Source organism: Metabacillus indicus (assembly GCF_046603695.1).
Taxonomy (GTDB): domain Bacteria; phylum Bacillota; class Bacilli; order Bacillales; family Bacillaceae; genus Bacillus_P; species Bacillus_P indicus.
In genome coordinates this window covers 1,385,457-1,404,907 of the sequence record NZ_CP176757.1, presented here as the reverse complement: position 1 = coordinate 1,404,907, position 19,451 = coordinate 1,385,457, and the positions used below count along the sequence as shown (strand labels likewise).

Sequence of the window (19,451 nt, the reverse complement as noted above, 5' to 3'; positions counted from 1 at the left end):
TCGTGAGAAAATAAGGGACGAATGAAAGCATAAAGGGTGATTTCATGTACTATGTTGTAGTTGATATAGGCTGCTCAGACTGTGGAGAGGCTTCAAACGTAGTTGGTGTCTTTACAGAAGAAGATAAAGCACGCACAGCTTTAGAGCAGTATAAAAAAGCAAACAAGCTTGACTTGTATGGCGACGACCACCAGTTTTTAATTTACGGGGTAAAGGAACTGAATCAAATCCACAATGACAGTTTTGACCACTGTATTTATGACAGTCATGAAGACTAGCATCCGGCGCCTGTACTGGCGCCGTTTTTTTATTAAGCAACTCCTTCCAATTTGAGCAAAACGGTTGATGCTTTTGCTCCAGTCCAGTACAATAGATAACTGTGTTTTACGTACGGACTACCATAAAGGAAGGAGATATTTATGTATCAATCTGTACTGACTGGCGGAAATCAGGCACCTGTGGACGCGGAAGAACTGCAGTTTCAGCTTTATAGAATGCAGGATAATCTCAAGGAAATCGCCAAGAGGTGGAAAGTTGTCGGAATTGATCAGACAAAAGAAGACAAATGGGTCGTTGTTTATGCACAAAATGACGGTGATTCATGCAAAGTGATGCTTAATGATTGTGAAACAGCCTATCGGGGGAAATGGGATTTTTCCATTCATGCCACCTATTCAGACGATCAGGCCATTCATATTGGCGACATTAAAGGCCCTGCAAACAAAGGCTACGGATCAATTTGCATGAATTATTTAAAAGAAATCGCTAAAGACCAGAACATTCCATCTATAACCGGGGATATCGCCAAAAGAGACTGGGATCACGTCGACCGTCTTGTGCACTTTTACGAAAAGCATGACTTTAAAGTAAGCATTGATTACGAAGAGCAGGCAGGAGAAATTGAATGGAATGCTATGCAGTAGAAGCAGCTATAAAGCTGCTTCTTTTTTTATGCAAGTTTACATTTTCTTTTTCTGAAAAATTCTAAAAAATGCGATTACAGTAAGTAAGATAAGGGTATGTACAACTAGCGCATTTTTTCCTGTTTACCATAATCACACATACCATACAGAAAGGAGACTTGGAGCAACTTATGAAAAAACAAGTATATCTTATGATCCTGCTTCTGATGACAGGTGTTTTTTTAGCAGCCTGTGCTGAGAAAGAAAAATTATCAGACGGAACAGAATTGATTGACAAGGATGAATTTGTATTTGCTGCATCAGGTGAATTCAAACCATTCAGCTACGTGAAGGACGATATGACGATGACCGGATTTGATGTTGCCGTCGGAGAAGCGATTGCGAAGGAGCTTGGACTTAAGCCCGTCCAGAAACGGATTAAATTCAAAGGGATTGTTGAAGGTGTCAAAACCGGCCGGGCCGATGCAGCGGTGGCGAGCCACACCATCAATGACCAGCGGGCAAAGCACGTGTCCTTTTCCACACCCTACTACTATTCAGGACCTCAAATTTTCACGCGTCCTGACAGCAGCATCAAAACAGTTGAAGATCTAAAAGGAAAAGAAGTCGCTGTAGCCAAAGGCTCTACATATGCTGCAACCGCAGAGAAATATACAGACAACATAAAGATGTACGACAGCGATATCACTGCTCTTAAAGCGCTTAGTACAGGCCGCCATGACGCGGTGATCACCGATTTTGTAACAGGAAAAAGTGCAGCAAAAGGCGGATTTGACATTACCGGACAGCAGCTGATTGAAAGAAGTGAACAGGCTGTTGTTATTCCGCAGGACAACCCCGAACTCTTAAAGCGTGTTAACGAAGCACTCGAAAATCTGCGCAAAGACGGAACACTGAAGAAAATCAGCATTGAGTATTTTGGAGAAGACATTACAACTAAACCGGAATAATCACTGCCTGTACAGAAAGGATGTTGTTTATATTGCCTAGCTTTTCTCATTTTTTTGATTCCCTCATAGCCAGCAGAGGCGTATTTTTCGATGCGATGCTTGTCACTCTCCAGCTGACTGTAGTGTCCATTTTAATCGGGATTGTCATCGGCCTCTTTTTCGCATTGCTGAAAATATCCAAACTGAAAGTGCTCGGCTGGATTTCAGATGCTTATATTTACCTTGTCCGCGGTACACCATTAATCGTTCAGATTTTCATTCTGTACTTCGGTTTCAGCGGATTGTTTCTTATCCCTGATTTCTGGGCTGCATCCCTTGCTCTCGCCTTCCACAATGGTGCCTATATTGCTGAAATTTTCAGGGGCACGATCCAGTCCATCGACAAAGGCCAGATGGAAGCAGGCCGTTCCCTTGGCATGACAAGGGGTCTCACAATGAGACGCATCATCATGCCTCAGGCGTTCAGACGTGCACTTCCTCCTCTTGGAAACCAGATGATTATCGGTTTAAAGGATTCTTCTCTGGCAGCATTTATCTCCATCAATGAATTATTTAACGTTGCGACCACACTCGGTTCAAACAATTTCGATGAAATGACATTCCTGCTGATTGTTGCCGTTTACTACTTAATACTGGTTGCAATTCTGACACTCGTTGTAAACGGACTTGAAAAGAAAATGTCCATCAGTGACCGCTAAAGGAGGGAATCTTTTTGGAATCAAAAGAAATGATCAAAGTGGAAAAGCTGAATAAATCATTCGGCGACCTGCATGTCCTTAAAGATATTGATATGAAAGTTGGTGAAAGCGATGTTGTTTGTTTAATCGGATCAAGCGGATCCGGTAAAAGTACCCTTCTCAGGTGCCTTAACTTTCTTGAGAAAAAAGATAACGGAAAAATCATCATAAACGGCGAAGAAGTCACACAGGGCACACATGACATCAACGAAGTCCGCCAGAAAGTCGGCATGGTGTTCCAGCATTTTCAGCTGTTCCCTCATAAAACAGTGATTGAAAACATTATGGAAGCACCGCTGATGGTAAAGAAAATGAAAAAGAACCAGGCTGAAGCGGAAGCACGGGCTCTCCTTGAAAAAGTAGGCCTTTCCGACAAAGCAGATGTCTATCCGAACAAATTGTCAGGGGGACAAAAGCAGCGGGTTGCCATTGCCCGTGCACTTGCCATGAAGCCTGAAATCATGCTGTTTGACGAACCTACATCCGCTCTTGATCCGGAACTTGTCGGAGAGGTGCTCGCAACGATGAAAGAGCTCGCAGAAGAAGGAATGACTATGGTTGTCGTCACACATGAGATGCAGTTTGCGAGAGAGGTTGCCGACTGGATCGTGTATATGAACGAAGGCAGAATTGTTGAAATCGGACACCCGGAGGAGTTCTTCTCAAATCCTAAAGAAGAGCGTACAAAAGAGTTTTTAAGAACGACTCAGCTAAGCTGAATAAAAGCCGCAGAACATGGGTTCTGCGGCTTTTTCATTTCCCCCCGAACCTGTGGATTCTTCTTCCACCTCATTTTCTCTTGCCAAAGGGAAGATTATTGGATATGATGAAAACGAATTCAAGAGGTCTGACGACTAACCACTATTCAAACAACTCCACTTGAGAGGGGAAACTCCATGAAAGAAAGAACACTATTTTTTATCACAGGCTTACTGGCCCTTACGCTCGGTGTGGCGCTGATTATCAAATCAGGTCTCGGCGCATCCTCATGGGACGCCCTTGCAGTAGGAGAATCCAATTTATTTGGGCTCACAGTCGGTACCTGTATTTTTATAAATGGCATCGTGCTGATTTTTATTAACTCATTTTTGATGAAAAAGAAACCTGAACTGCTGGCAGCAGGAAGCATTCTCTTAATAGGTGCATTAATTGACTTCTGGCTTCTTGTCGTTTTAAAGCATTATTCCCCTGCAGGACTATTCTTCCAGGCATCTGCTTTAATTGCCGGGATTCTGACAATGGGCATTGGCGTTGCGGTTTACCTTCAGGCGAAGTTCCCTGCAAGTCCGATGGATACACTGATGGTTGCCATTCATACCCGTTTCGGTCTTAATTTAAGAAATTCAAGGATCATCAGCGAAACCTTTGCGCTGCTTCTCGCTTTTGCTTTTCAGGGAGCAATCGGCATCGGCACATTTGCTGTAACACTTACACTTGGGTTTGTTGTTCAATATTTCCATCCGAAGTTTGAGGGATTGCTGCTGCGTATGAGCAGCAGATTATCTTATAAGTAAGAACGAAAGCGCAAGCGCCTTGGTCAGATCCGATAGGCAGATAAGAATCCGGCGGAAAAGTCCGGGTTTGACTTTTTTGGCGGATTTGTTCTGACAGAGGATCTAGGCGCTGGAGCTGGCCGAGGATAAATTTGTCATTTAACTATAGTATTTTATCCTTTGTATCTTCCTTAAACTTTCAAAAATTTGTTATTGCTTTGTTCCTATAAATCTATTATAGTTGAATACGTCAGAGGTCAGACATCAGATGACGCTGGCTCTCTTTTTTACAGTTGATGAAAGCGTATACAGTATTCTTTCAACAAACGATTACTATTCCATCATAGAGGTGAATGAAATGAAATACCTGATTGCCCTTCTTGGACTTGCGATTGTTCTGGGTCTTGCCTGGGTTGCAAGCAGCGACAGAAAGAAGATTAAGTTTAAACCAGTTGCATTAATGATTGTCATTCAAATCGCTTTAACGTTCCTATTATTGAATACCAAATTCGGACTCATTTTAATTACAGCTATTGCCGACGGTTTCGGAAAGCTGCTTGAATATGCAAATGAAGGAATCATGTTTGTCTTTGGAGGACTCGCGAACGATGGACAAGCTCCGTTTTTCCTGAATGTTCTTCTTCCGATCGTCTTTATTTCAGCATTGATTGGGATCTTCCAGTACTTTAAGATTCTGCCTTTTGTCATGAAGGGCATAGGTTTTGTACTGAGCAAAGTTAACGGAATGGGAAAACTTGAGTCTTACAACGCTGTCGCATCTGCCATCGTTGGTCAATCAGAAGTTTTCATCACCGTTAAAAAACAGCTTGGACAGCTGACATCACAGCGTCTTTACACGCTTTGCGCATCTGCCATGTCAACTGTATCCATGTCCATTGTTGGAGCATACATGACAATGATCGAGCCAAAGTATGTTGTAACGGCAATCGTCATCAATCTGTTCGGCGGATTTATCATTGCTTCAATCATCAATCCTTACACTGTTTCAGATGAAGAAGATATTCTCGTCATTCAGGAAGAAGAAAAGCAGTCATTCTTTGAAATGCTTGGCGAATACATCATGGACGGCTTCAAAGTAGCGATTATTGTCGGCGCCATGCTGATTGGTTTCGTTGCACTGATTGCAGCGGTCAACAACATTTTTGATATGGTCTTCGGCATTACATTCCAGGGCATTCTTGGATACATCTTTGCCCCATTCGCCTTTATCATGGGTGTTCCTATGAATGAAGCAGTAGCTGCGGGCGGAATCATGGCAACTAAGCTTGTGACAAACGAATTTGTAGCCATGATGGACCTTGCAAATGTTGCAGATACGTTCAGTGAGCGTACACTGGGTATTATCTCTGTGTTCCTTGTATCTTTTGCCAACTTCTCTTCCATCGGAATTATTGCCGGTGCGGTGAAGGGTCTGCATGAAAAACAAGGAAACGTAGTTGCACGTTTCGGTTTGAAGCTGCTTTACGGTGCTACACTTGTGAGTATCCTTTCAGCGATCATTGTAAGTATCGTACTGTAATAAAAAAACAGATCACGCTAAATATAGCGGGATCTGTTTTTTTATTACCTTACTTCAGCTTTTTTCCATCAAACATAAACCGGTAAACCGGCAATTCTTCTCCAATCTCTGACGGTATATAGCCGAATGTTACATAGCTGTCAATCGACTCGGGCTCAAGGGAAAGAGACAGCAGATTATTTTGCGGCTGAGCAGACAGGAAGATATATGAGCCTTTCGGGAAAACGACCTCTTTTTTAGTGAGCTCTGTTTCTACTTCGACCAGCTGCTTTCCTTCGTACTGTTCCGTCTCTTCTTTGCTTGTTATCTGATAGGCTTCAACAGGGAGTTTCATTTGTTTCGGAAGCTTAAATCCTTTTACCCCCTGATTCATCAGCCTTGCTGCAGCATCACCCTGATCAGGCTGCAGGACATATGCAGTCGGACGCTCGCGTGTCAATGTCGGAACAGCTTCTGTTGCACTGAAGTAGTTAACAGGCACATCCTGAACGGTTCCGCTTGCAATATCAATCATTTCAAGAGTTTGTCCATCTATTTCCAATGCTTCACTGTTCACATAAACAGGATCATTGTCTTTTGGAAGCAGACCTTTTTTAACTAGCTTTGCCCGTTCAGCTGCAACGGTCACTTTCACTTTTCGGGCATTTTCTGCTGTTTGTCTTAAGATGTTTTCATGTGTTTCAATCTGTGCTGCAACCCTGCGCCCGAAGTCCTCTCGCCCAATATCAATGCCCCTGCTTTCCACAAGGAACGAAAAAGCAGGCTGCAGTCCAAAGGAGTTTCTTCCGATGCGCGGTTCTGTCCCTCCTTCTAAAATATCGATTTCACCATTTGTCACAGCCGATGTATAATAACGGTCAGCTGAAAACCCTTGATCTTCAAGTGCTTCAAACGTCGGTTCAACATAGAGGCTGTCTGACATGGTTCTGATTTTTTCAGGAATGTTTAAATTTCTGCCTGACAGCAGAAGGATATCATGATACTTCAGAAGACCCTCTTCCCCAAACCGGTCGAACGAACGGGTGTATGGCGTATATTCATGCGCATCAATGACAACTTCAGGCGTGTACTTATTGTATTCTCTGTGTATCGCCTGCACTTCCGGCGATTCAAGCTTGACGTGGTCACGGTTGCCGTCAAGGCCATTTTGAAGCTGTCGTTTAAAATTGTAAGAACCATCCGGATTTACACGTGGAACAATAATAATATTGATATCATCGAGCAGCTCATTCCCAAGTTCGCCAGTCAGACGATTTGCGATGGCGAGAATGGATTCACCGCTTGCAGGCTCATTTCCGTGAATCTGGCTCTGAATCCAGACCGTCGGCTTACGCGATGCGTAGCTCGGTTTTATGCTCCCGTCCTTTGTAAAGTAAAGCGCAGGAATCGCCATTCCGTTTTGCGATCTGCCAATCTCTTTTACTGATACGTATGGAGATTTTTTTTTGAGTTCTTCTATGTAAGCAAGCATTTCCTCCTGGGTGGTAAAGGCTTCTTCACCTTTAGTAAAAGCCGGTGTTTCATCAGTTAGTGAAACATCGGGAAAAAGCGGCCTCACTTGTTCGGGCTGTGTATACGTTTTTCCATAGTATGGTGTTTCTGCGCTGACTGCAGGGGCAAGCAGGAAGCTCGCTGTCAGCAAAACGGGAATTGCCTTTTTCTTCAAATTTTCCCAACTCCTCTTGTCATTTGCTTACAATCATAGAGGAAAAAGATAATATTATCAAAAAATTCAAACTAGTTTTATATTCCTATGTCTTCCTATGGTATGTTCAATCCCATTTAAAACAGGAACATGGACAGGTTCTGATTCTCCTTATAATAGCGAATAAATACTCGCAGTATACGGAAGTATGTCTGATTAGACCGTCTTTCGGCTCATTTTTTTTAAAACCTTCCGTAATAAAAAAGAGCCTAAACAAAGCAGTACGCTTCATTTAAGCTCTCTTTTTAATTGGCGGATACTTCTTCTTTCTTCCCGGTGATCAGTCTTGTTTTACCCATGAAAAAGACGGTGATCAGGGCAGCTCCAAGCGGAATAAGGGCAAACAGGAACATGGCGGTAATTGAATCTGACATCGCATTTACAACCGGTTCAAGCACCCCGGGAGGAATCTGCTCCCGTACTTCCGGCTGAAAAATCCCCTGAGGATTGCCCATATCAAAACCGCTGCCGGCAGAACCGGCATTTTCAAGCTCTCTTATGAAGATTTTTGTTTGAATAGCTCCGAAGATTGTCACTCCGATTGTCATTCCAAGCGATCTGAAAAAGGCATTCGTTGCGTTCGCTGAACCTCTGAAACGAGGGTCCAGATTATGAATGGACGCATTTGGTAGGAGCGAAAAGGAAAATCCGACGCCAAATCCTGAAAGTATCATAAACAGCGTCAGCAGCAGCCTTCCCGTGTCCGGAGTCATCGTGCTGAGCAGCCCCATTCCGGCTATAAAGGAAATGATGGAAACAAACATAATGCTGCGGTAGCTTGTTTTAGTCATAAATGCACCCGCAAGCCCGCTGCCGACAACAGACCCAAGCATAAGTGGCATAAGAATGTAACCGGCACTTGTTGCTGATCCCCCGTATACAGCCTGAACGAAAATCGGAATGAAGATCGTAAGAATAATAAATGACCCTCCGTACAAAAAGGCAAGGATCTGTGAACTTGCAAACAGCCTGCTTTTAAACATCCAAAAGGAAATGATTGGATCTTTCGCTTTTGTTTCGGCCACTAAAAATAAAATCAAAAATAAGACGAAAGAGCCGAACAAGGAATAGGACTGCCATGAAGTCCAGGAAAACTCTTTTCCTCCAAGCTCCAGAGCAAACATAAGACTGACAACGCCGGCTACAAGCGAAAGGGCACCAGCCCAGTCAATTTTCTGGCTTTCAAGCTTTGCTTTTTCATGATAAAACTTTCCGACAAGAATGACAGATAAAAGGCCGATCGGAATGTTCACATAAAAAACCCAGTGCCAGCTGATGTATTCTGTTAAATAAGCTCCGATCAGCGGGCCGAAAACAGATGCAGATCCGAACACTGCACCTAAAAGTCCTGTCATTTTCCCGCGTTTTTCCGGCGGGAAAATATCAAAAACAATGGTGAATGCAATTGGCAGAAGCGCACCGCCGCCAACTCCCTGTATAGCCCTGAAGATGCTCAACTGAGTAATGTTCTGTGCAATCCCGCACAGGGCAGATCCTGCAAGAAAAATGATAAGTCCAATGATGAAAAACCGTTTTCGTCCGTACATATCAGAAAGCTTTCCAAAAATCGGCATACCCGCAAGCACCGTCACCATATAGGCAGACGTCACCCACACGAATTGATCTAGTCCTCCAAGATCACTGACAATCGATCCCAGGGCAGTTGCAACAATGGTATTATCAATTGCAGCCATAAAAATACCGAGGAGAAGACCTGCGACAACCAGCCGGGTATGTTGTTGAGACGCGTCCATTTCCTTCACTTCCTTAATAGTTAAGTTGATGAAGCTTCATCTCCTATTATAGTCAAATTTGAATAGGATACCAGCATAAACTGCAAATAAGCGGGCCAGTTAAAGACCCGCAGCGGTTTTGGTTTTCTTTCGTATTTCTTTATATTTCTCAAAATCAAAGCTCTTCAGAAACTGCTGTGCGGAAGAATACCCTGATTGATACAAAAACTCGATTTCGTCTTTATTCAAATCAAAATCAGTTGCTGTTATTCCTCCTGTAGGAATTTGGACTGTGCGTCCTTTTGTTTCTTCAGTCAAATGTCTAAGATCGTGTGCCTGAAGCATCGTTTTGAACATATTTTTGAAAAGATGGACAGGAGTCGGTATAACTGCTCCCGCTTTGATTTCTTCTTTAATAAAACGGAATCCGAAGGTTGGAAAGCGAGGTTCTTCTTTCGAATCAAACAGCCAGATCGGAAAATTGCTCAGCAATCCGCCATCTAATATATAGGAAGTGAACTGGGAAGATGATTTCCATTTTACCGGCCTGAAGAAAAAGGGAATCGATGCGCTCATCATAACCGCTTTAGAGACTTTCAGATCGGAGGGTTTCATCTTATATTTGGGCAGATCATCGGGCAGGATAAGTATTTCGCCATTGGATACGTCTGATGCAATGATTTTCAGCTTATCTTGGGGCAGGTCTGCAAATGTGCGAATCCCTTTTGCCGAAAGGAGACCGTCTATCCATTCTTCCAGATAGCTGTTTTTGTAAAAACCGAGATGAATCATAAGCTGGAGCAGTCCGCCGATGATTGGGATATAATTCAAAAAGGTTCTGCCCCTGAATTTTGTAAAATCCAGCTCTATGAGATGCTCCCTGATTTCATAGCTTTTATAGCCTGCTGCCAAAAGAGCGGCAATGACTGCACCCGCAGATGTCCCTGCAAGGCGCTCCCATTCAATTTTTTCTTCCTCCATTGCCTGAATAGCACCTGTAAACGCAATGCCCCGGACTCCTCCGCCTTCAAATACTCCGTCAGCTTTCATTTGTGCTTCACCTCCGGAATGATCTTCTTTCTTTATTCTTGTTTTCTGTCAGAAATCCTTTTTGTCTAACACATCCATCAGAAAAAGAGAGAGAATCATGACATTCTCCCTCTTGCTCCTTATTTCCCTAATAAACCTTCATTACTTAAGTACTGCTCAGCAACTTCTGCAGCAGATTGCCCTTCAACATTTACCTGATAGTTCATTTCTCTCATTTCGTCATCCGTTATTTTTCCTGACAATTGATTCAGGGCTTTCTGGAGTTCTGGATGCTGATCGAGCGTTTCTTTTCTCAGCAGCGGTGCTCCCTGATAGGGTGGAAACAGTTTTTTATCATCTTCAAGCACTAAAAGATTATATTGTTTCAGCTCACTGTCTGTCGAGTAAGCATCAATTAAATTGATTTCGCCTGTCTGAATGGCTTCATACCTGAGCTTAGGCTCCATTGTTTTTAAGTTTGCAAAGGTGGTGCCGTAAACTTTCTGTATGCCTTTGTAGCCATCCTCCCTGTCCGAAAACTCAAGAGTGAACCCTGCTTTTATATTCCCTGCAGCCGGTTTAAGATCTGACATTTTTTCAAGGCCGTACTGTTCTGCAGCTTCCTTAGGCACAGCGAGTGTATACGTATTGTTGAATGACATCGGCTCAAGATATGCCATGTCAAACTTCTTGAGCATACTTGCTTTTGCCTGCTCGTATACTTCTTTCCGGTCAGTGCTGACGGCCTCTTCTTTTAAAAAGGTCGTAATCGCTGTTCCTGTAAATTCAGGGTAAATATCAATATCTCCTGATTTTAGAGCGTTAAAGACGAATGTCGTTTTTCCAAGACCGGGCTTTAATTCAACCTCAAGATCCGTCTCCTGCTCGATCAGCAGTTTGTACATATTGATCAGAATTTCCGGTTCAGCCCCCAGTTTTCCTGCAATGACAATGTCTTTCTTGCCGGCACCAAACGCAAGCGGCACAGCAACAGCCAGTATGGCAATGAATCCTGCAATGCCGATTACTTTCATTGATCGCCTCGATGCCGCTTTTTCAACGCCCCGCAGAACAGCATCAAAGAAAATAGCAAGCAGGGCTGCAGGAATCGCTCCTAGCAAAATCAGCATGTTGTCATTTCTGTCGATCCCAAGCAGAATGAGTTTTCCGAGTCCGCCTGCACCAATAAGGGCCGCAAGTGTGGTGGTTCCAACGATCAGTACCATCGCCGTGCGGATACCAGCCATAATGACCGGCATGGCAAGGGGCAGTTCTACTTTATACAGCCGTTTCATGCTGTTCATCCCCATCGCCCGGGCCGCTTCGATCAAGGAGGAATCCACTTCTTTGATGCCGGTGTACGTATTTCTCAGAATCGGAAGCAGTGCATAGATGACCAGTGCAATAATGGCAGGCACTACTCCAATGCCAACAAGAGGAATCAGCAGTCCGAGAAGGGCAAGGGACGGAATGGTCTGCAGGACGGCAGAAACACCAATCACTCCTTCTGCGGCTCCTGATTTTCTGGTCAGATAAATGCCCAGCGGAATAGAAATGGCGACCGCGAGCAGCAAAGCAATAAAGGAGATCTGGATATGCTCAAGCAAAGCAGCTAAAAGCTCGCTTTGTCGTTCTTTAAATACATCAATAAATGCCGTCATATTCTCCCTCTTTCTTCCGCACGGCCGGCTAAAAACTGTACCGCGGACTCTCTCGTTATGGTTCCAACAATCTGTCCGTTACGCTCAACAGGAATCATGTCTTCTGTCCCGAGTCTCTGGAGGGCTTCCTTCCGGTCTGCCGTAAAGGATATCGGTTTTTTGAGCGGATCTGTTTCCTGCAGAGGCCTGATCCACGGTTCAATAGATCCTTCCAAAACAGCAGCCTGTCCTCTGTTTCCAATAAATTCTTTGACAAAATCGCTGGTGGGACGTCTGACGAGCGCTTCAGGCGTGTCAATTTGCACAGCTTCCCCGTCTTTCATCACACAAATCCGGTCACCGAGAGCAAGGGCCTCCTGCATATCATGAGTCACAAACACAATCGTCTTATGAATACGCTTTTGCAGGTCAATGATATCCTGCTGCAGCTTTTCTCTGCTGATCGGGTCGAGTGCACTGAATGGCTCATCCATCAAAATAATATCCGGGTCTGCAGCAAGAGCTCTTATGACCCCGATTCTCTGCTGCTGACCGCCGGACAGCTCATTCGGTTTTCTTGTTCTGTATGTATCCGGATCAAGCCCTACCATTTCCAGAAGTTCATCTGTGCGGTTCCGTATTTTCTCTGCATTCCATCCCCTCAGTTCAGGAACAATCGCGATGTTTTCTTCAATCGTCATATGAGGAAAAAGCGCAATTTGCTGAAGAACATACCCTATATTCCACCGCAGTTCATGAATGTCATAATCATGAACATTTTTGCCATCTATGCTGACAGTGCCGTCTGTGGCATCAATCAGCCTGTTGATCATTTTCATCGTCGTCGTCTTGCCGCAGCCGGAAGGCCCGATAAAGACAAAAAACTCACCTTTTTCTATTGTTAAGTCCAGGGCGTTTACTGCCTTCGTACCGTCTTTGTATACCTTTGTCACATTCTCAAACCGGATCATCTGCTCACCTTTTTTCTATAGTGTTATCATAGCGCCACCAAATGTATTACCCTCTCCCGGCGAAAGATAAGCTTCTTTTTTACTCAAGAAAGGAATCTGCACCCAATTAGTGGAATTAGTAGTATCATACTAAAAAAGAGAGGATAAACGCCAATGGTTCAAATCCAGAAAGATTCCATCACAGGCTACAAAGACGGCACTGTCTCCTATTCCCTGCTCAAAAAAGCCTCTCAAGGAAAAACACTTGCTGTTATGTTTCCGGGCTACGGATATACAGCGCAGGGCCCGCTATTTCACTATTCAACAGGAATTTTCCTGAACCGCGGTGAAGATGTCCTGCATCTTAACTACTCCTACCAGTCGCCTTTTTATGAATCATTTTCAGATAAAGAGCTTGATGATGCGTTAAAAAGAGATGTCCGGCATGTCATTGATACCGTATTAAGCGCGCACTCCTATGAACACTTTTATTTGATAGGAAAATCACTCGGCACGATCGCACTTGCTGCTGAACTTGGGAGAACGGCATTCCTCGATGCGAAATTTGTCTGGCTCACGCCTTTGCTGAAAAGGGATGATGTATTTGAGGGCATGTACACAAGCAAAAAGAGAGGTTTATGCATCATCGGCGATTCAGACCCCTGCTATGACCAGGAGCGCTTTGAGAAGCTTTCTGAAAATCCATTTCTTGAGCGTGTCCTCATAAACGGGGCTGACCACAGTCTGGAAGATTCAGAGGATCCGGTAGGTTCAGTGGATGTGCTGAAGGATGTTATGATGAATATAAAGAGGTTTTAAATCACTTCTAAATGGAAAAGACCGGTGCAGCTAATGCTCACCGGTCTTTCTCATGCTATGGCTTTATTCAAAAAGCTGGTCGATTGCTTTTTGAGGAAGAGCTTTCTCTCCGCCGAGGATGTAGTTAATAAATGTTTGTTCCTTGTAAGTTTGAACTGTCTCATAAGTAGATGAGTTGAACTTTACTGGATTTACAAGAACAACAGGACTAAAATATTTAGCAGCAAGAGCAGAACCTGCAAGGGCATCCGGATAGTCTGCACCTGTTGCAAAATACATCATAGAAACGTCAATATCGTCAATAAATGTATCAATAATTTTGTTGTTCGTTGCATAACGGTCTGCACCGCTGATGCGTTTTTTGCCAGGCAATGCTTTTACAGAAGCGTCTGTAATTGCGCCGGGTCCTCCGATAATATATGTCCGGTCAACTTCCCAGTTTTTTATAAACGTTGAAACAGCTCCAGGCACTGAATCTTTTCTTGTCAGAAGAATCGGCATCTCCATCTGTGCCGCAATTGGCGCGATTGACAGAGCGTCAGCAAAGCTTAAGCCTGTTGCTAGAGTGACCGGACCGTACGTGCCGATTTTCTCTGCAATTTTAGCAGATGTTGCATAGCGGTCAGAACCGCTGATTCTTGAAACTCTCAGTCCCATGCCTTTTAATTCTTTTTCAACATTAGCAGAAACCGCTCCTGTTCCTCCGACAATGATGACTTTTGTGACATCCAGGCGGGTTAACTCTTTTTTAACAGCGCCCGGAAGTGCTCCCGGTCTAGTAAGCAGCAACGGAGCATTTTCACTGTATGCAAGCGGTGTAGCACTTAATGCATCCGGAAAGCTTGTACCGGTTGCAAGAACGGCCGTATCTGTTTCGCCTTCAAACCAGTCTTCCTTAGAGATATTTACAGCTGTTTCGTAGCGGTCTTCCCCAGAAATTCTCTGATATTTCTCCATTGCATCCTGGTAAAGTGAATACTGTTCGTTTAGGCTGACAGCACTTGAATTAGACACTTCTAAATAGTAAGTTCCCGCTGGAATTTGAGCTTCAATGCTTTGAAAACTCAATCCTTCATCTTCATCATAGAATGTGCTTTTAGCTGCTTCTTTTCCATCTGACGAAAGCAAGCGGATCTTTAGTGTGCTTTCTTTGCCGTTTTCAGTGAATCCAATGAGGTTATAATGCGCCTCGCCATCTACTGTAAACTTATAATAATCGAGATCTTTTCCATTGTTAGAAGCTTGATTGACTGTTTTGCCGAAGATTGAATAGCCAGTCTCAACAGGATTAGCCTTAGTCAAAATATCGTTAGGCTCTTCCTCATAATACACTCCCTCTTCTTCATCAAATCCAAAAGCCTTCATTTGGCCTGCCTGAACCTGCGCTGCAGACCATTTCTCTGTCGTTTTTTCTGCCGCAAATCCCTGTGCGCCAGGCAAGGCGAGCATTAGCCCGCAGGCCAGCAATATTTCCTTTTTCATAATATCCCCCTATTTCTATGTATCAAATCTACTAGATTATACATTCTATCAGTGCTGAATGTAATAGGTACAATCTATTATTTCAGCTGATTTTTTTCGACTTTTTTTGACATAAAGAAACCCCGGCAAATGCCGGGGCCTGATTCATAAACTCTTATTCAAATAATGAAAGAATAGAATCTTCAGGTAAAGCTGTTTCTCCGCCGATGATATAATACATGGAAGCTGTGTCAGCATAATCAGCTAGTGTATCTTTCGTCGTTTGCTTGGCTCCCGACGGGCTTGTAAGGATGACAGGACTTCCGCTCATTGCTGCAAGGGCAGATCCTGCAAGGGCATCCGGGTAGTTCATTCCTGTAGCGATATATGGCGCCGACATATTCAGCGTGTCGCTGAAGTAAGAGATGATTCTGCTGTTCGTCACGTATCTGTCAGAACCGCCGATTCTGTCAGGCTCCGGGAATGATTTTGCCGTTTTGTCAGAAATCACGCCTGTTCCCCCGATAATATAAGAAAGTTCAATTCCGCTCTCATCGACAAAGTTTCTGACAACGGACGGCACACTGTTCTTCTTAGTAAGAAGAATCGGCATTTCCAAAGATGCAGCTACAGGTGCAATAGAAAGGGCATCTGCAAAGCTTTCTCCTGTTGCAACTGCTGCGAAGAAAGGCTCATCCAGCTCTTCTGCAATCTTGACAGAAGTGGCATATCTGTCAGCGCCGCTGATGCGTTTGATTTTCTTCACGCCAAGATTTTTCAGCTGTTTTTCTACATTTGCAGAAATAGCTGTTTTTCCTCCGACAAGAATAACCGTTTCCGTTTCCAGTCTTACTAATTCATCCTGCACGATGACTGGAAGCTGATTTGTATCTGTCAAAAGAAGCGGTGCATCGTTTTTATACGCCAAAGGTGTTGCACTCAGGGCATCCGGGAAATTGCGGCCTGTTGCAATAATTGCAGTCTCTGCCGTTTCAAAGCCCTCTTCAGAAAGCTTTACCGCTGTTTCAAAGCGGTTTTCACCCGCGATGCGCGTCCATTCAGTAAAGTTCTTTCCGATTCCGTTGATTGCTGCAGGAGCATCAAGGCGGCCCCATCCGGATACTCTGTCATATCCAGGAATAACTTCTTCTTCCTCGTAAGGGATTTCTTCCTCATAAGGGTACTCTTCATAGTTTTCCCATGGATTATCCTGCTCATCAAAAGCGATATCCTGAGCGGTCTTCGTGAGAATTTTTTCAATCTCAGCAGGAGTCAGATCCTGCTTGTGTGAAAGAAGCAGACCTGCAACCGCTGCAACATGCGGTGTTGCCATAGACGTACCGGTCATGTTTGTAACGTTTCCGTCGGGCATTAAGCTCGGAATGTCTGTGCCAGGTGCTACAAGGTCCAGGCCTTTTCCATAGTTGGAGTAGTCTGAAACCAGGTCGATTCTGTTTGTTCCGCCGACAGAAATAACATATTTAGATGAAGCCGGATAAGAAAGCTCCTCCATGCCGTCATTACCGCTTGCAGCAACTACTGTTACCCCGCGATCATATGCATACTTTAACGAACTCTCAATCACGCGGCTGTATCCTCCGCCAAGGCTCAGGTTAATAACCTGCGCTCCCTGATCTACCGCATATCTGATGCCAAAAGCGATTCCTTCTGTGTCACCGCTTCCTGCTGCGTCAAGGACTTTTACCGGAAGGATTTTTGCATGCGCGTTAATCCCGGCCATAGAATAGTCGTTGCCCGCTTTAGCGGCAATGATGCCGGATACATGTGTACCGTGACCGTTGTCATCCATGGCATCTGTATTTTTAGAAATAAAATTGTAGCCTTTGTCTGTCAGAACTTGACCGCTTAAATCAGCAAGCGTGTGATCAACTCCTGTGTCGGCAACGGCAATGACTGTATCTTTCAGGTCTTTGCCTTTCAGCAATTCCTGAAGCTGTTCAAACTTGATGTCTGCACCTTGAATTCCTCCGTCGCGGCCTTCGTTTTTAAGTGACCACTGGTAAGGATATTGGGCGTCGGCTGTAAATGACTGATAGCGCTGAACAGGCTCTGCATATTCTACTTCAGGCAGTTTTGAAAGACTGCTTACTGCAGATTTCAGACTGCTTGAAGAAGCTTTAAAGCCTCCTGTGCTGCCTTCAACTTCCATGACATACGTATCTGGAATGATGGATTTGTCTGCTTTTAAAGGTGCTGCAGACTGAATGCCGAATGCTTTTGTTTTCGATTGAATGCTGCTCAGCTTTTTGCCTTCTTTGAGTTTAACGATGACACGGTGTTCAGTACTTCCTGCTGAAGGGACACTATAGCCCCCCTTTTGAAGAATGGATGATACCGTCTTGTTTGTTAAACTGCTGATGCCGACAGCATTGCCGGTTTTCTTAATAGAATCCTGAAGGAATGATGGAACTGAATCAAGTGCTGTCGAGTAGAGGCGGTTAATGGCATCCTGATCCTCTTTAGTCACTTTATACGTGCTGCTGCTTCCTTTTTCAGCAACTTCGGCAAATAGACCTTTAAGCTGAACAAGATCTTGGTAGACCTGATCGCGGATCGTTTTGCTGAAAACCATTTTCGTGCTCAAAAATGGCGCGATTTTATAATACATAGCGGAAAGTTCCTTGCCGTTTTCCGTTTTTGCAAGCACATCTTCACGGATTGATCTAAGGTCTTTCAAAATCGCCTTGCCGTTTTCTCTTTCCTTCGTGCTCAGCTCAGCCGGACACTCGTCAGAACTCATGTATTCTGAAGGAGGAAGTGTTACCCCGTCATAAGAAAGAGTATAGGCTGCAGCCGGTGCTTCCGGTGCTTCTTCTCCTTCTATGTACTCTTCTTCATACGGATAATGCTCTACTTTCACATAGAAAGGGCCTGCCCATGCTACCGGGAAATCAAGCTGTACCGGTTCATTCGCATAGGAATATCCCATATATCTGTCAAACGCGCGGTTATCAACGGCGTTTTCAAGACTTGAATAAACGGTGATGTTCATCTCAAGCTCTGATTGAAATTTCACTCTGAGATGAGTGAAATCCTTAACTTCTGCTGCAGAAGGATCCACAGTATACCATTTTACATTTTCGCCTTCTTCAAACTGTCCTTCAACAGGTGTTCCTGCTTTGAGAAGGGCTTCTTCTTTAGGAACATCAGCCCCGGCTGCACCTGCGGCCTGGCTGAAAAACAGGGAAAAAATCATGACAAATGCCATGAAGCTGCTGATGGTTCTTTTCATTTAACTACCTCCGTTACTAGATTCATTGCTAATACAAATCTATTAAATCACAGAAATTTATAATATGGAAAACTTTTCTACTTTTTTAAGGAAGATTTAATATTGTAAAAAGGATTGACAAAAGACCCGGATGAGCTCCGGGTCTTAGCAGGATTAAAGAACCATTTCAGATAGGACGTAATGGTATAGAAGCTTAGCTGTATTTTCAAGTGAATCCTTATGAGTTCTTTCATATGCATGGGAAGAGTCAATGCCCGGCCCCACTAGTCCGTGGACGATGTCATGGCCTGAACGGATGGCAGCAGAGGCATCGGAGCCGTAGTACGGGTAGATATCAAGCTTATAGCCGATCCCGTTCTTTTGAGCCAGATTCGTTAAGTGCTTTCTAAGTCCGTAATGATATGGCCCGCTTGCATCCTTCACGCAAATGGATACGGTATACTCATCTGTTGACTGGCCGTCACCCATGGCTCCCATATCGACAGCCAGGTATTCTACCGTCTCCGGTGTGATATTTGAGTTGCCGCCATACCCGATTTCCTCGTTGTTTGAAATTAAAAAATGGGTTGTAAAGGGAAGCTCGGTCTGCTCTTCTTTTACTTTTTTCATCAGTTCTAAAAGCAGGGCCACACTCGCTTTATCGTCTAAGTGCCTTGATTTGATGAAACCGCCGTCTGTGATTTCAACCCGCGGGTCAAATGAAACAAAGTCCCCGACTTCTATCCCAAACTCCCTGACATCATCAGCATTCTTCACTTTTTCGTCAAGGCGTATTTCCATATTCGCCTGATTGCGTTCAGCTTTGCCGGCATCTTTATACACATGTACAGATGTCTGATGCATTAAAATCGTACCCGTGAACATTTTTCCGGAGGAAGTCTCAATTTTGCAGCATTCGCCTTCGATGGAATTGTATGTAAATCCGCCAATCAGGTCGATTGTCAGTCTTCCGCTGCCTTTTATCTCTTTTACAATAGCCCCAAGTGTATCGACATGAGCAGTAAGCATCCGGTGACGGCTTTGATCTTTGCCTGGAATTGTTGCAATCAGGCCGCCTTTGCGGTTGCGTCTTGTTTCTATGCCGCAGTCGGATAAATAGTTCTCAACATATGTAATCACTTCATTCGTATTTCCAGACGGACTCGGTATGGAGACGAGTTCTTTTATAAGCTGCATTGTATCTTTCACCGCAGACACCTCTTTTGTCTTTTTTTCAAG

The 19,451-nt window shown here is 44.1% G+C and carries 16 protein-coding genes; 8 read left to right on the top strand and 8 right to left on the bottom strand.

From position 1 onward, the window contains the following. Window positions 1-44: 44 nt before the first annotated feature. From ACK1LH_RS06960 to ACK1LH_RS06930, 7 genes are all read left to right on the top strand, one after another. Window positions 45-278, top strand: coding sequence for a hypothetical protein (locus ACK1LH_RS06960; RefSeq protein WP_029281957.1), 234 nt, complete (start codon window positions 45-47; stop codon window positions 276-278). Window positions 279-419: 141 nt separating this feature from the next. Beyond that, window positions 420-923, top strand: a complete 504-nt coding sequence (locus ACK1LH_RS06955; protein ID WP_029281959.1) for a GNAT family N-acetyltransferase — start codon at window positions 420-422, stop codon at window positions 921-923. A 170-nt stretch (window positions 924-1,093) separates the two neighbouring features. Further along, on the top strand, window positions 1,094-1,873 hold the full coding sequence (locus ACK1LH_RS06950) for a transporter substrate-binding domain-containing protein (protein ID WP_029281961.1): 780 nt from the start codon (window positions 1,094-1,096) through the stop codon (window positions 1,871-1,873). Between the two features lie 32 nt (window positions 1,874-1,905). Next, window positions 1,906-2,571 carry an amino acid ABC transporter permease gene (locus tag ACK1LH_RS06945; protein ID WP_029281963.1) on the top strand — a complete coding sequence of 222 codons (666 nt, stop codon included), beginning with the start codon at window positions 1,906-1,908 and terminating at the stop codon, window positions 2,569-2,571. A gap of 29 nt (window positions 2,572-2,600) precedes the next feature. Next, complete coding sequence (locus ACK1LH_RS06940; RefSeq protein WP_029281965.1) at window positions 2,601-3,329, top strand: amino acid ABC transporter ATP-binding protein; 729 nt, start codon at window positions 2,601-2,603, stop codon at window positions 3,327-3,329. 177 nt (window positions 3,330-3,506) lie between these two features. Further along, window positions 3,507-4,124 (top strand): YczE/YyaS/YitT family protein, encoded by a 618-nt coding sequence (locus ACK1LH_RS06935; RefSeq protein WP_029281966.1) that lies wholly within the window; start codon window positions 3,507-3,509, stop codon window positions 4,122-4,124. Window positions 4,125-4,461: 337 nt separating this feature from the next. Continuing rightward, window positions 4,462-5,643 (top strand): NupC/NupG family nucleoside CNT transporter, encoded by a 1,182-nt coding sequence (locus tag ACK1LH_RS06930; protein WP_029565380.1) that lies wholly within the window; start codon window positions 4,462-4,464, stop codon window positions 5,641-5,643. Between the two features lie 49 nt (window positions 5,644-5,692). On the opposite strand, the gene ACK1LH_RS06925 is transcribed toward ACK1LH_RS06930, so the two are convergent. From ACK1LH_RS06925 to ACK1LH_RS06905, 5 genes are all read right to left on the bottom strand, one after another. After that, window positions 5,693-7,309 (bottom strand): M14 family metallopeptidase, encoded by a 1,617-nt coding sequence (locus ACK1LH_RS06925; protein ID WP_411334852.1) that lies wholly within the window; start codon window positions 7,307-7,309, stop codon window positions 5,693-5,695. A 284-nt stretch (window positions 7,310-7,593) separates the two neighbouring features. After that, window positions 7,594-9,102 (bottom strand): MDR family MFS transporter, encoded by a 1,509-nt coding sequence (locus ACK1LH_RS06920; protein ID WP_411334851.1) that lies wholly within the window; start codon window positions 9,100-9,102, stop codon window positions 7,594-7,596. A 99-nt stretch (window positions 9,103-9,201) separates the two neighbouring features. Then, window positions 9,202-10,131, bottom strand: a complete 930-nt coding sequence (locus tag ACK1LH_RS06915) for a patatin-like phospholipase family protein (RefSeq protein WP_411334850.1) — start codon at window positions 10,129-10,131, stop codon at window positions 9,202-9,204. Between the two features lie 119 nt (window positions 10,132-10,250). Then, complete coding sequence (gene opuFB / locus ACK1LH_RS06910; RefSeq protein WP_411334849.1) at window positions 10,251-11,771, bottom strand: osmoprotectant update ABC transporter permease/substrate-binding subunit OpuFB; 1,521 nt, start codon at window positions 11,769-11,771, stop codon at window positions 10,251-10,253. Then, a complete protein-coding gene (locus tag ACK1LH_RS06905) occupies window positions 11,768-12,721 on the bottom strand; it encodes an ABC transporter ATP-binding protein (protein ID WP_411334848.1) in 954 nt (317 codons plus the stop codon). The genes opuFB and ACK1LH_RS06905 overlap by 4 nt, the downstream gene beginning before the upstream one ends. Window positions 12,722-12,874: 153 nt before the next feature. On the opposite strand from ACK1LH_RS06905, the gene ACK1LH_RS06900 reads away from it, so the two are divergent. Beyond that, the gene (locus ACK1LH_RS06900; RefSeq protein WP_411334847.1) at window positions 12,875-13,519 is read left to right on the top strand and encodes an alpha/beta hydrolase; all 645 of its coding nucleotides are present in this window, start codon (window positions 12,875-12,877) and stop codon (window positions 13,517-13,519) included. A gap of 63 nt (window positions 13,520-13,582) precedes the next feature. Here ACK1LH_RS06900 and ACK1LH_RS06895 read toward each other — a convergent pair whose 3' ends face one another. The 3 genes from ACK1LH_RS06895 to ACK1LH_RS06885 all read right to left on the bottom strand — a co-directional run bounded on the left by ACK1LH_RS06895 (window position 13,583) and on the right by ACK1LH_RS06885 (window position 19,409). Further along, window positions 13,583-15,001, bottom strand: a complete 1,419-nt coding sequence (locus ACK1LH_RS06895; protein ID WP_411334846.1) for a cell wall-binding repeat-containing protein — start codon at window positions 14,999-15,001, stop codon at window positions 13,583-13,585. 154 nt (window positions 15,002-15,155) lie between these two features. Further along, complete coding sequence (locus ACK1LH_RS06890; RefSeq protein ID WP_203289994.1) at window positions 15,156-18,233, bottom strand: cell wall-binding repeat-containing protein; 3,078 nt, start codon at window positions 18,231-18,233, stop codon at window positions 15,156-15,158. A gap of 153 nt (window positions 18,234-18,386) precedes the next feature. After that, window positions 18,387-19,409 (bottom strand): M42 family metallopeptidase, encoded by a 1,023-nt coding sequence (locus ACK1LH_RS06885; RefSeq protein WP_411335076.1) that lies wholly within the window; start codon window positions 19,407-19,409, stop codon window positions 18,387-18,389. Window positions 19,410-19,451: the final 42 nt, after the last annotated feature.